Raw genomic sequence first — 16128 nt, 5'->3', positions numbered from 1 at the left:
AATGGCAATGAAAACTGACCTAAAAAACCTCACAAAGAAAATTTGCAAGGTTTGAAAGATTTATTTAACTTTTGCTTCTTCGTAGTCACATTCTTCATTGCTGCAGACGACTTGTTTACCGCCGCCACGAATTTTTTTCTCAACAAGGAATTGACCACATTTTGGACAAGAACGTCCGACTGGTTTATCCCATGATGTAAATTCACATTCAGGATATTGATCACAACCATAGAAAATACGGTTACGTTTTGTTTTACGTTCAATAACTTGGCCTTTACCACAAATTGGACAGGTTACACCAATTTCCTTAGTAATGGCTTTGGTATTATGACATTCAGGGAAATTACTACAAGCATAGAATTTACCGTAGCGACCAAGTTTAATAACCATTGGATGTCCACAAACATCACAATCAAAGCCGGCAGGTTCATCTTTGATTTGAATTTTTTCAATCTCAGTTTCTGCTTTTGCCAATTCTTTTTCAAATGGCTTGTAGAAAGCATCGATGACTTTTTGCCATTGTTCTTTACCTTCTTCGACTTCGTCAAGTTTACCTTCCATATCAGCAGTAAACTTGACATCAACAATATCAGGGAAGAATTCAACAATCAAATTATTGACGATTTCACCAAGTTCTGTTGGTTCAAAACGTTTTGAAACTAAACGAACATAGTAACGTCGTTGGATGACATCAAGTGTTGGTGCGTAAGTTGATGGACGACCAACCCCGTTTTCTTCAAGGGTTTTAATCAGTGTAGCTTCAGAATAACGTGCAGGTGGTTGAGTAAAGTGTTGTTCAGGACTTGTAGAAACTTTCTTAACAACATCACCCTCAGCCATATCTGGCAACATTTTATTCTTATCAGAATCGTTATAAACAGCTAAGTAACCGTCAAATTTTACTTTACTACCGTTAGCTGTGAAGCGAACGCCATTTTGCTCCAAGTTAACTTTCATGGTATCAAACACCGCAGCTGTCATTTGACTTGCGACAAATCGATTCCAAATCAATGTGTAGAGTTTTAATTGGTCTTTGTCTAAGTGTTTTGCGATAGATTCTGGTGTTAGGTTAACGTTTGATGGGCGAATAGCCTCGTGGGCATCTTGAGCACCTGAAGCGTTTTTCACACGACTACCGTGTTTAGAGTAATTTTCACCGAAACGTTCTGTAATAAAGCCTGCAGCATCATTTTGCGCAACAGGGCTGATACGTGTAGAGTCAGTACGCATGTAAGTAATCAAACCTTGTGTACCACTCTTACCAAGACTAATCCCTTCGTACAACTGTTGAGCAACCATCATAGTTTTACGTGTACGGAAGTTAATTTTGTTGGCAGCATCTTGTTGAAGAGATGATGTTGTATATGGAAGTGGTGCGTTACGACGACGCTCTTTCTTTTCAACTTTTGCTACGTTAAACTCGTCACTTGTAAGTCGAGCAAGAACTGCTTGGACATCCTCGTTAGTGTTGAGTTTTAATTTTTTACCATCAATGCCATAAAAGGCTGCTTGGAATTTCTTAGTTCCTTTTTTGAAGAATCCATCAATTGTCCAGTATTCTTCAGGTTTAAAGTTTTTAATCTCATTTTCACGGTCGATAATGAGTTTCAATGCAACAGACTGAACACGACCTGCAGAAAGACCTTTTTTAACCTTTTTCCAAAGCAATGGTGAGATAGAATACCCAACAATACGGTCAAGAACACGACGAGCTTGTTGCGCATCTACCAAATCCATGTCAATCTGACGTGGTTCAACGAAGGCATTTTTAACAGCATCCTTAGTAATTTCATTGAAAACAACACGGTTTTTATCATTTTCGTCAAGTCCCAAAATGTGTGCCAAATGCCATGAAATAGCTTCTCCCTCACGGTCCGGGTCACTTGCGAGATAAACTTTTTTAGATTTTTTAGCCTCTTTTTTCAAATCGTTAATCAGAGGACCTTTACCACGAATATTAATATATTGCGGTTCATAATTATTTTCAAAATCAATAGACATGCTTGATTTTTTCAAATCACGGATATGACCAACCGAAGCGACAACTTTGTAGTTGCGTCCTAGATACTTTTCAATGGTTTTTGCTTTAGCTGGTGATTCCACAATAACCAAGTTTTTCTTGGCAGCTGTTTTTTTCTTTGTCGTTTTTTTACTTGTCTTTTTAACAGCTGTTTGGGCTTTTGTAGTAGTCGTTGCCATAAGCTCACTTCCTATCAGTAATAAACTTATAACATGATACCCCGCTTTTTGCGAACTGTCAATAAAAAAGTTGTATTCAATAGAAAAAACTTGTTTACATTTGGTATTCCGAAAGAACGTCTAGCCCTGATGTGATGCACTTTGCACCCTCTTTGATTAAGTGATGACAACCATCTGATTTTCCATCTAGGATATTACCAGGAATGGCAAAAACATCTCGCCCTTCTTCTAATGCTCGTTCACAAGTAATGAGACTGCCTGAGCGTAGCTTTGCTTCTGCTACGATGACGCCTTGTGATAAGCCTGCAATGATCCGGTTTCTTTCTGGAAAATGGTATTTCAGCGGTGCTTCTCCTGCGGTGTACTCGCTCAAAATCAGATGATTTTTTCCTAAATACTCCTGCAACTGCTTGTTTTCCTTGGGATAATAAACATCCAGACCACATCCGATTACTGCTATTGTTGCACCGCCATTTTTTAAGGCTGAGATATGGGCACTGGTGTCAATACCTCTAGCTAAACCACTGACAATAATAAAGTGATTGCCAAGTTCATTGATGATTTTTTGAACAGATTTTGTTCCAGTTTGAGAACTAGTTCTCGCTCCTACTACTGCCATCTTCGGTCGACTGAGTAAGTCGATATTTCCTTGATAGAAAAGTAAAACAGGTGGATTATAGCAATGTTTTAATTCCAAAGGGTATTCATCATCTAATATCGAGATACTAGGGTATTGATTAAAAAGTTTTCTTAACTCCTTGCTATCTAAAGCTTTATATTTTTCCATAAAGAGAATTGGGTTCTTACACTTAGAAACCACAGCCATATCACGCAAAGAAAGAGATTTATTTACTTGCTTCTGATAATCCAAAATAGCAAGAATGTTACGATTAGTAAGTCCTGCTTGTTTTAATTTAAAAAGTTCAAAATTATTCATTAGTCACCTCACTACTTTTCTATTCGAAAAAAAGTCCTGTTAATACAGGACTTTGTAAGGTTATTTTAGTTATTGTCTATAGTTTTAATGATTTTAGCTGGATTTCCAGCAATAACGACATTATCGCCGAATGACTTAGTAACAACTGATCCAGCTCCTACCACGACATTATCACCTAAAGTGACACCTGGTAAAATGGTTACACCACCACCAAGCCATACATTATCACCAATAGTTATTGGTGCTCCGTATTCCAAACCAGAAATACGTTCTTTCGCATCTAGTGGGTGAAGAGGAGTTAAAAACTGACAATTCGGACCAATCATAGCGTTGTCTCCAATGTTAATCTCGCAGACATCTAACATGGTACAGTTATAATTAGCGAAAAAGTTCTCGCCAACGTAGATATTTGACCCGTAATCGCAGACAAATCGTTGTTCCATAAGAAGATTGTCACCTGTCGCACCAAACAGTGATTTGATAATCTCTTTACGCTTATTGCGGTCTTCTTCATTGTTAAAAAGGGTGATTTGTTTACGGGCATGTAGACGCATGGCAAGTAGCTCACTATCACCAGCGTCATACAGCTGGCCAGCTAGCATTTTTTCTTTTTCGCTTGTCATTTATTGCTCCTTTAACATGGATTTAATTGGTTCAAAAGATTTACGGTGAATAGGTGTAACACCAAGCTTTTTAAGACCTTCGAGATGATCTTTAGTTCCGTAACCAACGTTTTTCTCAAAGGCATAGCCTGGATATTCTTTTGCGTATTCAGTCATCATACGGTCACGAGTCACTTTAGCGACAATGGATGCAGCCGCAATTGAAAGAGAATTAGCATCGCCTTTAATAAGCGATTCTTGAGGAATATCAGTATCGAGATGCATAGCATCGATTAGCAGATAATCTGGTTTTGTGATTTGTCCTTTGAGCTGGTCAATTGCTTGTAACATACCAACTTTTGTGGCTTCGTAAATATTGATATCGTCGATAACATTATTATCAATAACACCAATACCAACTCCTAAAGCACGCGCAAGGACTTCTTCATAAATTTCTTCGTGATGTTTTTTAGGAATTTTCTTGGAATCATTAAGATGCTTGATTTTACAATTCTTAGGCAGAATAACGCAGGCAGTCACGACAGGACCCGCTAATGGGCCACGTCCTACTTCATCAATACCTCCGATAGCTTCATAACCAGCTTGATAAAGTTCTTTTTCGTAGCGCAGCATTTTTTCAAGACGTAAATTTTCATCGATATCAGCTTGAATAGCCTTTTTACGCTGAATGATAGCCTTCTGAACACCTGCTCTGCTATCTTCCTCGTAGGCTTTCCAGCGCGCATCGTCAAGACTATCAATCTCAGCTAAGGCTTCTTTGATTTCTTTAACGGTCGCCATCTTCTACTTCTCCTACAATGTCCAAAGTATAGCGACCAAGTTTGCCTTCACGAACATCTTTTACAAAAAGGCTGTAGAAACGATCATAGTCATCGCGGAAACCAAGTTTTTGTGTCATAGCCATAATGATTTCTGGCGCTTCTTCTTCCAAATCAATACCTTTATAGCATTCGATTAAACGTTCTGGATAATGTTCTTTGAAAAAATTCAAACCAAAGATAGTTACTTCATCCATTGGCAATAATTGATCTTTAATTGCCCCTGTAAGAGCGAGTTTTAGGCCTACAACTTCATCTTCAAATTTTGGCCAAAGAATCCCTGGTGTGTCAAGAATTTCCAAGTCTTTGTTTGATTTAAGCCATTGTTGACCTTTTGTGACACCTGGTTTATTACCGACAACAGCAATTTTCTTACCAGCTAAACGGTTCATGAGCGTTGATTTACCTGCATTTGGAATACCGATAATCATAGTACGAAGGGTTTCTTTTTGAATACCACGTTCGCGTAATTTAGCTAACTTATCAGCCATTAAAGATTTAGCTGCATCAGTGACTAATTTGACAGTTGATTGTTCTTTTGAGTTAACAGCAAGGGTCTTAATGCCTTGATTTTCAAAATAATTGCGCCATTCTTTTGTGCGGTTACTATCAGCCAAATCTGTTTTGTTTAAAATCATTAATTTGGGTTTATCACCAACAATTTTTGTTAGCATTGGATTTTGACTAGATAATGGAAGACGTGCATCAACCAGAATTGTTACAAAATCTACGTGTTTGATATTTTCTTGAACTTGTCGACGAGCTTTCGACATGTGACCAGGGAACCACTGAATAGTTGCCATAAGTGTATAATTCCTTTCCTTGTTAAACTAATCTATGTTTTAGTATTGATTATTTCTTGTTTTCCACAAAAAGTGAAAAATATACCACATATCATTATAACATAAAGTGTTTTCGAAATGAGCGTTCGCCAGCTCCTTTCTTGACTATCCTTTCTTAAGACGATACAATGAAATCAAATGAGAAAAGGCTTTATTTAAGGAGATTCAAATGGACGATTACAAAGAAAAGACAATCAAAACTTATTTAACAGAACGTTTAGAACCTGCAATTAAAAGTTATGACAAAAAAGCTCGTTTTCATCGCGCTTGGTTTATTGTTTTTAAAGTTATTCAAATTATTACATTGGCGTTAATCCCGATTTTGGCTAGTTTGCCAATTCCTTGTTTTAAACTCCTTGCTGTGATTAGTTCTTCTCTTGTACTTATTCTTGAAGCACTTATTGCACTATCAAGTCATAAAACCAAATGGCAACTTTATCAAGCAACATCCAAAACGCTTGCTTCAGAAAAATTTGCCTTTGAAACTGGAGCAGGTATTTACGAAACTTCTGATGATGGTCGACTTTCTCTTTTAGTAGAACGTTGTGAAGCTATTATAAAATATCGCGATTAATAAAAAGAACCCCCATGTTTTTAGAAACATGGGGTCTATTTTTTCTTTTGTAGTGAAATTAGTATTGGAATACTAGTAAGCGTTAGGTAATATAAAACATAAAACCATTTGTGACTTTGACCAAGCATAACATAACTCATGATTAAATAAAAAGCACAGTATCCTAGCCATAATTTTGCTGTCGTTTTAGGGTGATTTCTTATAAACGAATTGACTCTTTTAATCAATAATCTGATATTCCTTTTCAAATGTTTTTTGAGCAATAATACGGCGATTGGTAATATCGATATAATCGCCTAAGTATGCCAATTCATACATACCGTAGCCAACAAATCCGCCACCTAGGCTTCCAATCGCTCCTGTTTTAAGGTTTTTAACTGTTGATGGCTTTAAACCAGCCGTTAAAACACGAAGGTGGTTATCTAACCAGCAAAAATATCTTTTTGCAAAAGCTTCTTTTACCCAATCAGGACTATTTCGATTATCTTTGCTGACTTGCCAAACATCAGCAACTTTTCCCTTATAAATCACTGTCATTATTTTTCTCCTTTTTAAAATATTCCCTTTTAAAATAATAGTTAAAATGCTCCAAAATTTATTTCACACATTTATTTTATCAGATAAAGGTTCAAAAAAACGACTATGTCGCAAACAGTCGTTTTTCGTCGTAATTGGTTAGTTTTCAATTAATAGCATTACTTTGGCTATAAAAAAGAGACTTGTTAAGTCTCTTTTTTATTTTACATAAGATCATTGAAATCCCAGACTTCAGTCCAGCCTTCGTAGAAATCTGGTTCGTGACAAACCATAAGAATACTTCCTTTGTAGGCTTTAAGAGCACGTTTCAATTCTTCTTTAGCATCAACATCTAAGTGGTTAGTTGGTTCGTCAAGGACAAGGACGTTGTTTTCGCGGTTCATCAATAGACAAAAACGAACTTTTGCTTGTTCCCCACCAGAAAGTACTTGAATTTGACTTTCGATATGTTTTGATGTCAAACCACAGCGAGCAAGGGCAGCGCGAACTTCTGCTTGGTTAAGGGCAGGGAAAGCGTCCCAGACAGCTTCAAGTGGTGTTTGACGGTTACCAGAAGCAACTTCTTGTTCAAAGTAACCAAGCTCAATATAATCACCACGTTCAACACTTCCTGAGATTTGTGGGATAACTCCTAGCAAGCTCTTAAGAAGGGTTGTTTTACCAATACCATTAGCACCGATGATAGCAACTTTTTGATTGCGCTCAAAAGTTAGATTAAGTGGTTTTGTCAATGGACGATCATAACCAATTTCCAAGTCTTGTGTTTGGAAGATAAAGCGACTTGGTGTACGTGATTCTTTGAATTCAAAGGATGGTTTTGGTTTTTCAGCTTGCAACTCAATGCGGTCCATCTTGTCCAATTTTTTCTGACGTGACATAGCCATATTACGTGTGGCAACACGCGCTTTATTACGATTAACAAAGTCTTGCAAGTCAGCAATTTCTTTTTGTTGACGTTCGTAAGCAGCTTCAAGCTGTGCTTTTTTCATGGCATAAACTGCTTGGAAGTTATCATAGTCACCAGTGTAACGAACCAAATCATGATTTTCCACGTGATAAACAATATTAATGACATCATTTAGGAATGGGATATCGTGTGAAATCAAAACAAAGGCATTTTCATAGTTTTGAAGGTAACGTTTCAACCATTCAATGTGTTCTGCATCAAGGTAGTTAGTAGGTTCATCGAGAAGTAAGATATCTGGTTTTTCAAGCAAAAGTTTTGCTAAAAGTACTTTAGTACGTTGACCACCAGATAGTTCCGTTACATCAGATTCCATCCCGAAATCCATAACCCCAAGAGCACGGGCAACTTCATCGATTTTAGCATCCAAAGTATAAAAATCACGTGATTCTAGACGATCTTGCAATTCTCCTACTTCTTCCATAAGAGCATCCATATCAGCTCCTTCATCAGCCATAGACATGTAAATTTCATTAATACGTTCTTCTGTTTTGAAAAGCTCGTCAAAAGCTGTACGCAAAACATCACGCACCGTCATACCTGCTTCTAAAACGGTATGTTGATCAAGGTAGCCAGCAGTCACGTATTTTGACCATTCTACTTTTCCTTCATCTGGTTGCAAATGACCAGTAACAATACTCATGAAGGTTGATTTTCCTTCGCCGTTAGCACCGACAAGTCCGATGTGTTCGCCTTTTAAAAGACGGAAAGATACATCTTCAAAAATTGTACGTTCACCAAAGCCGTGGCTTAAATGTTTAACTTCTAAAATACTCATTAGTTATAATCTTTCATTCAATTTCTTTTTTGAAAATAGCTGCGCAAATCAGCTTTTTTAATAATCTTTTCAATTATAGCATGACTTTAAGAGCTAAGGCAATGCCTTTATAGCTTGTAAACGTTGACTGCTTTGGAAAATAAAAGAGAGTGGAACAAATAAAGTCTCCGGTAGAGACTTTATTCATGAGCATAAAAATTAGAAAGCAAATCAGTAGTTTCATAGAAACTTGATTTATCAACGTATTAGAACCTACTTAATCACTTCGTTATGACACTAATTAAGAGGTTGGGAATTTTTGTCCCAGCCTCTGTGACTTATTCAGAAATTATTTTGGCATTGGCATGCTCTTGAGTAAAGAACTGTTTCAAAATTGGGTAAAGAATTGGTACTGAAATAATTGTGACGAGAGCAGAACCAAATGTGCCACCAATTTTAATCAAAGCTGTCCAAAAAGCAACTTGCAGATGAAGACCACCCACAAGACTATTAATCAAAGTATATTTAACAAGGTTACTAATGATTTTTGTAATGGCAGCTACGATCCCAACAATAATCACGTTACGTGTTTTGGTGTCAGAATGCAACAGTTTTTCAAAAACAAAATGAAGTACCAAACATACAATTAAAGATTCTAAAATAGTAATCCAGACTTCTGCTGCGTATCCATTAAGCACATCGAACAATCCTAGGCCGATAGAGGCGACTAGAGCGCCGATTTTTGAGCCAAACAATAAAACAGCCACAACTACTAAAGCGTTGCCAAAATGGACAAATTGAGCGCCTAATGGGATACGTAAAAATTGTACACTAATAAAAATCAAGGCTGAATAAAAACTAAGTTCAACAAGTTGACGTGTGGTAAGATTTTTCATGCTTTTTCCTCCATTAATTGTTTCATTTGTAGGGCTAAATCAGCTAAAAAAGGCTCAAAAGATAGTCCAAAGCGTAAATCGCGTTTCAATGCCAAAGTTCTTTGCAAAGATTTGTCAATAAAAGCTAAGGCAAGGCTAGTGACATCATCTAAAGCTAATCCATGAAAGTAGCCGGCACCAAGAACTGCCGTTAACAAGTCACCAGTTCCGAAGAAATGATAAGGATATTTTTTTGAAAAATGATAAAAGATACGCCCACTATTACAATCAAAATGAGCTAAACCAATTTTGTCATTTTCAAAAGAGACCCCTGTTAAAATAATGTGTTTATTATGAAGGGGTACTAGTGCTCGAAACAGCTGCTCAATATCTGCTTTGCTATATGACTCACCAAGATAAGGACAGTCAGCTAAAAGACATGCTTCAGTGATATTTGGTGTAATCACATCTGCGTTTGTACAAAAATCACGCATGGCTAAGACAAAATCTTCCTGATAACCAGCATACAAGTGCCCGTTATCAGCCATGATCGGGTCCACAAAACGTGGTAGATGATTTTCAGCAGCAAATTTAGATAGCAAGTGCAATTGCTTTTGAGTTTTAAAATAGCCTGTAATCACTCCATGACAAGTAAAATCAAGCATCTCCCACTGTTTGATAAAGCCTTCGCTAGCCTGAGTTAAATCTGTGATGCTAATGTTGTCAAAACCACCAGTGTGTGATGACAAAAGAACAGTCGGCATCGGCATAACTTCAATTTGGCAAGCTGATAAAACAGGTAAAGCACTTGATAAGGCGACTTTCCCAACCCCAACAATGTCATTAGCAACAATCACAGATCGTGTAAGATGATTCATAATAAACAACTTTCTAATCTTCTTTAAAGCCCAATCTTATCAAGAAGAAAAGGGTTTAAATTAAGAGTTTAGAAATATTGTAAGAAAATTCAATTTATTATACAATAGGTATCATAAGAAACTGTATGGGGACAGATTATGACAAGTAAATACCAAGACATTATGACATCGATTATCGGTCAAATCGAAAATGGACAATTGCAAAAGGGAGATCGACTGCCATCGATTCGTCGTTTGAGCCAAAGTTATCACTGTAGTAAAGATACGGTTCAACGTGCTTTGTTAGAATTAAAATTCAAAAATTATATTTATGCTGTTGAAAAGAGTGGGTATTACGTTCTTGAAGGAAAAAATCAGAAAGAATCTCCCTTAAATCTCAGCTTATCTGACTACAATAATATGGCTTATGAGGACTTTACAACTTGTCTAACAGAAACGCTTGTCAATCGTGAAAATTACCTCTTCAACTACTACTACCAACAAGAAGGGTTGCAAGAATTGATTCATTCTTTGCAGATTTACCTTGAAAAAAGTGCTATTTACGCTAAAAAAGAAAATATTTTAGTAACATCTGGAACACAACAGGCTCTGTACATCCTTTCTCAAGTACACTTTCCAAATCACAAGGAAACCATTCTCTTGGAACAACCGACATATCATCGTATGATTGATTTGATTCGCTCGCTTAATTTGCCTTATCGCACAATTGAGCGTGATTTTGACGGAATAAATCTAATGAAGTTGGAAAACTTGTTTAAAACAGGCAATATCAAGTTCTTCTACACTATTTCACGTTTTTCTAACCCTCTTGGCTTGTCTTATTCAACCAGTGAGAAACAAAAAATTGTTGAGCTAGCTAAGCGATACAATGTTTATATTATCGAAGATGATTATATGGGAGATTTTGCAAAATCAACAGATTTGCCCCTTCATTATTATGACACTTCTGAGCATGTCATTTACCTAAAATCCTTTTCGATGACGATTTTCCCAGCTTTGCGCTTAGGTAGCATTATTTTGCCATCTGCCTTAACACAAGCTTTTCTTGATCACAAAAAGATGATTGATTATGATACTAATCTTATTATGCAAAAGGCACTTTCGCTTTATTTAGATAGTGGATTGTTTGAAAAGAATCTCAACTATCTAAAGCAAGTTTTTCAAAAACAAGGACACAAAGTCGAAGTAATGTTAGCGCAATTTCCTGCTATTGAGCATTTTAGTACTTCTCTTCAAGGATTGGTGCTTGAACTTCCACAAAATCAGCACCTAGGAGATCTCAAATTTACCAATAAAATCAATTATTTAGAGACTAATTATCTTTCTTCAGCCGAGAAGCAATTTATTAAACTTCCTAATGACAAACATCTTCAGGAAACATTAGTGCTAATAGCTAAGCAACATACAAAATAAAACTCCAGAGACCATCTCTGGAGTTTTTTAGTTGTCTCAAATAGTCAATTAATAATCAGGGCGTAAAACACCTGTAACGGTTTCTTTAGTAGCTTCCACATCGCCATCAATAACAACATTGATAATACGTTTAGCGTCTTCTGGTGGGCAACATACCAAAGGAAGACGTAGAGGACCTGTTTCAAAGCCAAGATAATTCAAGACAGCTTTAACAGGTGCTGGACTTGGGTATGAGAACAAAGCATTAACTTTCGGAATGAACTGACGTTGAATAGCAGCTGCTTTTTTAATATCGCTATTTTCAATAGCTGTCAACATTTCATGCATTTCATCACCGTTAACGTGAGAAGCAACTGAGATAACCCCATCAGCACCAAGGTTCATAGCATGAAAAGCATCTCCGTCTTCACCAGTAAAGATTAAGAAATTATCTGGTTTGTGTTCAATAAGATATGCCATGTTAGCAAGACTTGTGCATTCTTTAACACCGATAATATTTGGATGTTCTGCTAAACGTAGCATTGTTTCTGGAGTCATTTCGACAACGACACGACCTGGAATGTTGTAAATGATAATTGGAAGGTCACTGGCATCCGCAATGGCTTTGAAGTGTTGATACATACCTTCTTGAGATGGTTTGTTGTAATAAGGAACGATAGCAAGCCCCGCAGCAAAACCACCAAAGGCAGCTACTTCACGCGCAAACTCGATTGAGTCACGTGTATCATTGGTACCAACGCCGGCAATCAAAGGTACACGACCTTTGACGATTTTTTGAACAGCCGCAAAAAGTTCCAATTCTTCATCGTGTGTCAATGTTGGACTTTCAGCAGTTGTCCCTGCCAACAAGAGCGCATCTGTATGGTGTGCTAGTAAGTGTTCAACAAGTTTTGGCAGTGCATCAAAATTAATTGAGCCATCTGCGTTAAATGGGGTAATCATCGCGGTGATGATTTTGACATCTCTTAAATCTTCAATAGACATAATAATCTCCCTCTTTGTCTAAGAATGTAAAACCTAATTGATAAAATATGCTCAAAGACCAGCTTCTAATAGAAACTGGCTTGAGTTATTATTTGAGTTCGAATTTAAGCTCTTTTGTTGGGTGTACAAGTCCACGTTCGTGGAGGGTTTCAGCGATTTGAACTGAGTTCCAAGCAGCACCTTTAAGAAGGTTGTCTGAAACAACCCACATATGAATACCATTTTCAACATCCAAATCTTTACGGATACGTCCAACGAATGTTTCTCGTTTGCCGACAGCATTAGCTGCTTGTGGGTAAACTTGGTTAGCTACATCGTCTTCAAGAACTGCACCTGGGAAAGCTGCAATAGCTGCTTTCACTTCTTCAATTGGGGCTACTTCTTTTGTTTCGATATAAACTGATTCTGAGTGTGAGAAAAGAACTGGCACACGAACACATGTTGCAGAAACTGGAAGTTCAGGCTCTTCCATGATTTTCTTAGTTTCGTTTGTCATTTTCATTTCTTCGTAAGTGTAGTCATTGTCAGTGAAAACATCAATTTGTGCTAGAGCGTTAAATGCGATTGGGAAATGTTTCTTATCACCACCACATGGCAAAATATCAGCATGAACATTTTTGGGTTCAACGCCATCATTAACAACTTCTTTGATTTCACGAAGTGTTTCGTTAATAGCTGATTGACCTGCACCTGATACGGCTTGGTATGTTGATACGATGATACGGCTTAAGCCCCATTTTTGACGAACTGGTTCCAAAGCAACCATCATTTGGATAGTTGAACAGTTTGGACAAGCAATAATACCATTGTGTGCGTCTAAGGCGTGTGCATTGACTTCAGGTACAACAAGTGGCACATCAGGATTTTGACGGAAATAAGATGTGTTATCAACAACAACTGCTCCAGCTTTAACAGCATATGGTGCGAATTTTGCAGAAACTGAACCACCTGCAGAGAAAAGAGCAATATCAACGCCTTCAAATGAATCTTCAGTTGTCAATTCAACAGTAACATCTTGTCCCTTATACTTCAATACTTTCCCAGCAGAACGTGAAGATGACAAAAGACGTACTTTGTCAATAGGGAGTGTTGATTGTTCTAATTGTTGAATCATGCGAGTTCCAACGGCACCTGTGGCACCAACGACAGCGACTGTATAGCCCATTTCAATACCTCTTCCTGGAAAATAGTATACTATTCTCAATTTTCTAAAAATTTATAGTAGCTACATTATACAATTTTTTAGAATAAAAGAAAAGACTGAATTTTATTTAATTTTAAAATATTTTGGAAACAAAAAAATCCCCTACTAAAATGGTAAGGGAATGAGGCATTCAAAACTGAATGTGGCAAAAAGGTTCACACAGATTGCCAAAGTCCGCTCCTGCGTTTCTAGTCGAACTAGAATGACCTCCTCCTGCGCAAATAAACTCTCAAATCGAGTTAATTCGGCTCATCGCATGTAAATGATTATACCATAGACAGTAAGATTTGCAAAGAAGTTTTACCCGAGTGTATCTCCTTATTCATATCTTTTATCGATTATGTTAATACGCCAATGTAACTTTTTTATGTTGATTTCTCCTAAAATAAAGTTCCACCTGGTCTCCAAAGTTTATCTTTCAATGGAAACTGTTTTTGTAATTCACTATAAAAATTCAAAGATTTTTTGCTCAGTCTAAATTGTAAGGCTATCGGAGAAAGATTATTTTTTAATTCAGAAACAACTTATAAAAAATCTCTATTGTTTTCTAGCTGTTCTTTTGCTTCAATAAATAATTTTCGCTCCCCATCTGATATATCAGAATCAAGTATCAAATTATAAATTTGTTTTAACATTTCATTCCTACTTTTTAAAGACGGCATAACTATTCTCCTATCAAATAAGATTAGGACATGTTTTGGCTAAATATTTAATTATCTTTCCAAAAATAATATGTTATTAGTAAACCAAGACATAATGAAAAACCGATGAGTATATAAAATATTTGATTAGTTTTTATTGTTAAAAAACCAAAAAATACAAGGTTAATAGTTGATAATGATAGAAGAAAGTTTTTTCTTTTATTCATATTAGTCCACCTTCTTCTCTACATCAACGGTGCGATGGTTTTGACAAGTAATCCGATGAGTTTTTCGTGAGCTGGTCGGTTGTCGAGCATTTCTTGTGTCACGCGCTTACTTTTTCGCATGGTTTGAATGCAATCGTCGTAAATATCACGGATAGCATCAACTTTATACATGTAAGTAGCACATTCAAAATGATGGTAGAGACTACGGTAATCAAGGTTAATCGTACCGACTACTGCTTTGCTATCATCGCTGATAAAAACTTTGGCGTGAACAAAACCAGGTGTGTAGAGATAAATTTTAACGCCAGAGCGCATAAGTTTGTTAAAGTATGTTTTAGCTAGCATATAAGGAATTTTTTTATCTGGAATACCCGGCATGATGATTCTGACATCTACACCACGTTCAGCCGCAAAACAAAGAGCGTGTTCCATTTCGCTGTCTAATATCAAATAAGGTGTCATGATATAGACATACTCTCTGGCGTGGTTAAGAATATCGATGTAGACATTCTCACCAATTTTATCCGTATCTAGCGGCGAATCGCCATATGGGATAACATAGCCATTTGCTTTACGTTTTTTATCATGTTTTGCAAGATAAGGTTTAACCACCATTTGACGCTCAGTAATTGACCACATTTGTAAGAAAAGAACCAAGAAACTATCAACCGCTTTACCTTCAAGCATTAGTGCGGTATCTTTCCAGTGACCAAAACGATTGATTTTATTAATGTATTCATCAGCTAAATTCACACCACCTGTGAAACCAACTTTACCATCAATAACAATAATTTTTCGGTGGTCACGATAATTGTAATAAGTTGAGATAAATGGTGAAATCGGTGAAAAGGCTTTGGCCTTAATACCGATTTTTTCCAAGCGCTGTGTATAGTCAAATGATAAGGTTGAAAATTCAATCATACCGTCGTAGAGAACACGAACTTCAACCCCTTCTCTGACTTTTTGCTCTAAAATTCGAAGAATTTCACCCCACATGACCCCTTCTGCGATGATGAAAAATTCCATGAAAATATATTCTTCTGCTTTAAGCAGTTGTTTTTTAAGTTCTTCGAAAAATGCTTCTCCCGTTGGGAAATAGGTTACTTCTGTATTTTGATAGGCTGGAAAATCCCCTCGGCTACGGTCAAAATATTGAACCAAATGATAAGTTGTTGAGGTATTGCTTTTTAAAACTCGCAAAGTTTCAAGATTATCTTGCAAATACTGACTACTAGCATCAACCAAATGATTCATGCGAAGCTTGAGACCACGATATCCCCAGTCAAGTTTGGTATAAATAAGAAACAACGACCCTAACAAAGGGGCAATCATAACCAAAATTAACCAAGTGACACGAGATAAAGCATCCATCTCGCTATTAACCAAGTATAGTACAGCAGCAATTGCAAGAGCACGCTCAATGATAGCAACCCAAATGCGATATTGATCTAACCATACAAATGATGCAATAATAAACAACAGTTGTAAAATTAGGAGAATAGAAATGACAGTCGTTCGACTAAAAATTCCTCGAAGAAAACTGCGACGGCTTTTATCTAATAAACGTATTGCTTTGATTTTATTTGTGCTTTTATTGTCGATAATCATAACCTCCCGTGTCGTCCTTTTTCATTTGCTACTATTATATCATACTT

General features: G+C 36.7%; 15 protein-coding genes. 2 read left to right on the top strand and 13 right to left on the bottom strand.

Translation table 11 applies throughout. The features are described 5' to 3' along the window. Nucleotides 1–60: 60 nt before the first annotated feature. From topA to ylqF, 5 genes are all read right to left on the bottom strand, one after another. Nucleotides 61–2199 (bottom strand): type I DNA topoisomerase, encoded by a 2139-nt coding sequence (gene topA, locus JG537_RS04430; protein ID WP_199543951.1) that lies wholly within the window; start codon nt 2197–2199, stop codon nt 61–63. Nucleotides 2200–2293: 94 nt separating this feature from the next. Next, complete coding sequence (dprA, locus tag JG537_RS04425) at nt 2294–3136, bottom strand: DNA-processing protein DprA (RefSeq protein WP_199543949.1); 843 nt, start codon at nt 3134–3136, stop codon at nt 2294–2296. Nucleotides 3137–3201: 65 nt separating this feature from the next. Next, on the bottom strand, nt 3202–3759 hold the full coding sequence (locus JG537_RS04420) for a sugar O-acetyltransferase (RefSeq protein WP_199543946.1): 558 nt from the start codon (nt 3757–3759) through the stop codon (nt 3202–3204). Beyond that, complete coding sequence (locus JG537_RS04415) at nt 3760–4539, bottom strand: ribonuclease HII (RefSeq protein ID WP_074481780.1); 780 nt, start codon at nt 4537–4539, stop codon at nt 3760–3762. Further along, the gene (gene ylqF / locus JG537_RS04410; RefSeq protein WP_199543945.1) at nt 4526–5380 is read right to left on the bottom strand and encodes a ribosome biogenesis GTPase YlqF; all 855 of its coding nucleotides are present in this window, start codon (nt 5378–5380) and stop codon (nt 4526–4528) included. The genes JG537_RS04415 and ylqF overlap by 14 nt, the downstream gene beginning before the upstream one ends. Nucleotides 5381–5588: 208 nt before the next feature. On the opposite strand from ylqF, the gene JG537_RS04405 reads away from it, so the two are divergent. Continuing rightward, nucleotides 5589–5993: a DUF4231 domain-containing protein gene (locus JG537_RS04405; RefSeq protein WP_132870059.1), complete on the top strand. Its 405-nt coding sequence runs from the start codon at nt 5589–5591 to the stop codon at nt 5991–5993. Between the two features lie 219 nt (nt 5994–6212). Here the strand turns inward: JG537_RS04405 and JG537_RS04400 are convergent, their stop codons facing one another. From JG537_RS04400 to JG537_RS04385, 4 genes are all read right to left on the bottom strand, one after another. Next, nucleotides 6213–6530 (bottom strand): hypothetical protein, encoded by a 318-nt coding sequence (locus tag JG537_RS04400; protein ID WP_199543943.1) that lies wholly within the window; start codon nt 6528–6530, stop codon nt 6213–6215. A gap of 203 nt (nt 6531–6733) precedes the next feature. Continuing rightward, nucleotides 6734–8272 (bottom strand): ABC-F family ATP-binding cassette domain-containing protein, encoded by a 1539-nt coding sequence (locus JG537_RS04395; RefSeq protein WP_132869632.1) that lies wholly within the window; start codon nt 8270–8272, stop codon nt 6734–6736. 317 nt (nt 8273–8589) lie between these two features. Next, entirely contained in the window at nt 8590–9147 is a 558-nt protein-coding gene (locus tag JG537_RS04390) for an ECF transporter S component (RefSeq protein WP_199543942.1), read from the bottom strand. Next, on the bottom strand, nt 9144–10004 hold the full coding sequence (locus tag JG537_RS04385; RefSeq protein ID WP_132869634.1) for a pyridoxamine kinase: 861 nt from the start codon (nt 10002–10004) through the stop codon (nt 9144–9146). Before JG537_RS04385 ends, JG537_RS04390 begins: the two co-directional genes overlap by 4 nt. Before the next feature lie 138 nt (nt 10005–10142). Between JG537_RS04385 and JG537_RS04380 the strand changes: the two genes are divergently transcribed. After that, on the top strand, nt 10143–11417 hold the full coding sequence (locus JG537_RS04380) for an aminotransferase-like domain-containing protein (RefSeq protein ID WP_199543939.1): 1275 nt from the start codon (nt 10143–10145) through the stop codon (nt 11415–11417). A gap of 48 nt (nt 11418–11465) precedes the next feature. Here the strand turns inward: JG537_RS04380 and dapA are convergent, their stop codons facing one another. From dapA to cls, 4 genes are all read right to left on the bottom strand, one after another. Continuing rightward, nucleotides 11466–12401: a 4-hydroxy-tetrahydrodipicolinate synthase gene (gene dapA, locus JG537_RS04375; RefSeq protein WP_074481771.1), complete on the bottom strand. Its 936-nt coding sequence runs from the start codon at nt 12399–12401 to the stop codon at nt 11466–11468. An 88-nt stretch (nt 12402–12489) separates the two neighbouring features. Continuing rightward, nucleotides 12490–13566, bottom strand: a complete 1077-nt coding sequence (locus JG537_RS04370; protein ID WP_199543937.1) for an aspartate-semialdehyde dehydrogenase — start codon at nt 13564–13566, stop codon at nt 12490–12492. A 563-nt stretch (nt 13567–14129) separates the two neighbouring features. Next, nucleotides 14130–14267 (bottom strand): bacteriocin immunity family protein, encoded by a 138-nt coding sequence (locus JG537_RS04365; protein ID WP_199543931.1) that lies wholly within the window; start codon nt 14265–14267, stop codon nt 14130–14132. 224 nt (nt 14268–14491) lie between these two features. Then, a complete protein-coding gene (gene cls, locus JG537_RS04360) occupies nt 14492–16081 on the bottom strand; it encodes a cardiolipin synthase (protein ID WP_132869768.1) in 1590 nt (529 codons plus the stop codon). Nucleotides 16082–16128: the final 47 nt, after the last annotated feature.

Source organism: Streptococcus vicugnae (genome assembly GCF_016461705.1).
Lineage (GTDB): Bacteria > Bacillota > Bacilli > Lactobacillales > Streptococcaceae > Streptococcus > Streptococcus vicugnae.
Note: the sequence above shows the minus strand (reverse complement) of the source record. Positions and strands in the feature narration are given on the sequence as shown.

Excerpts from the sequence above, each read along its gene's own strand:
- topA (WP_199543951.1), bottom strand. The coding sequence starts at position 2,199 with ATGGCAACGACTACTACAAAAGCCCAAACAGCTGTTAAAAAGACAAGT.
- dprA (WP_199543949.1), bottom strand. The coding sequence starts at position 3,136 with ATGAATAATTTTGAACTTTTTAAATTAAAACAAGCAGGACTTACTAAT.
- JG537_RS04420 (WP_199543946.1), bottom strand. The coding sequence starts at position 3,759 with ATGACAAGCGAAAAAGAAAAAATGCTAGCTGGCCAGCTGTATGACGCT.
- JG537_RS04415 (WP_074481780.1), bottom strand. The coding sequence starts at position 4,539 with ATGGCGACCGTTAAAGAAATCAAAGAAGCCTTAGCTGAGATTGATAGT.
- ylqF (WP_199543945.1), bottom strand. The coding sequence starts at position 5,380 with ATGGCAACTATTCAGTGGTTCCCTGGTCACATGTCGAAAGCTCGTCGA.
- JG537_RS04405 (WP_132870059.1), top strand. The coding sequence starts at position 5,589 with ATGGACGATTACAAAGAAAAGACAATCAAAACTTATTTAACAGAACGT.
- JG537_RS04400 (WP_199543943.1), bottom strand. The coding sequence starts at position 6,530 with ATGACAGTGATTTATAAGGGAAAAGTTGCTGATGTTTGGCAAGTCAGC.
- JG537_RS04395 (WP_132869632.1), bottom strand. The coding sequence starts at position 8,272 with ATGAGTATTTTAGAAGTTAAACATTTAAGCCACGGCTTTGGTGAACGT.
- JG537_RS04390 (WP_199543942.1), bottom strand. The coding sequence starts at position 9,147 with ATGAAAAATCTTACCACACGTCAACTTGTTGAACTTAGTTTTTATTCA.
- JG537_RS04385 (WP_132869634.1), bottom strand. The coding sequence starts at position 10,004 with ATGAATCATCTTACACGATCTGTGATTGTTGCTAATGACATTGTTGGG.
- JG537_RS04380 (WP_199543939.1), top strand. The coding sequence starts at position 10,143 with ATGACAAGTAAATACCAAGACATTATGACATCGATTATCGGTCAAATC.
- dapA (WP_074481771.1), bottom strand. The coding sequence starts at position 12,401 with ATGTCTATTGAAGATTTAAGAGATGTCAAAATCATCACCGCGATGATT.
- JG537_RS04370 (WP_199543937.1), bottom strand. The coding sequence starts at position 13,566 with ATGGGCTATACAGTCGCTGTCGTTGGTGCCACAGGTGCCGTTGGAACT.
- JG537_RS04365 (WP_199543931.1), bottom strand. The coding sequence starts at position 14,267 with ATGCCGTCTTTAAAAAGTAGGAATGAAATGTTAAAACAAATTTATAAT.
- cls (WP_132869768.1), bottom strand. The coding sequence starts at position 16,081 with ATGATTATCGACAATAAAAGCACAAATAAAATCAAAGCAATACGTTTA.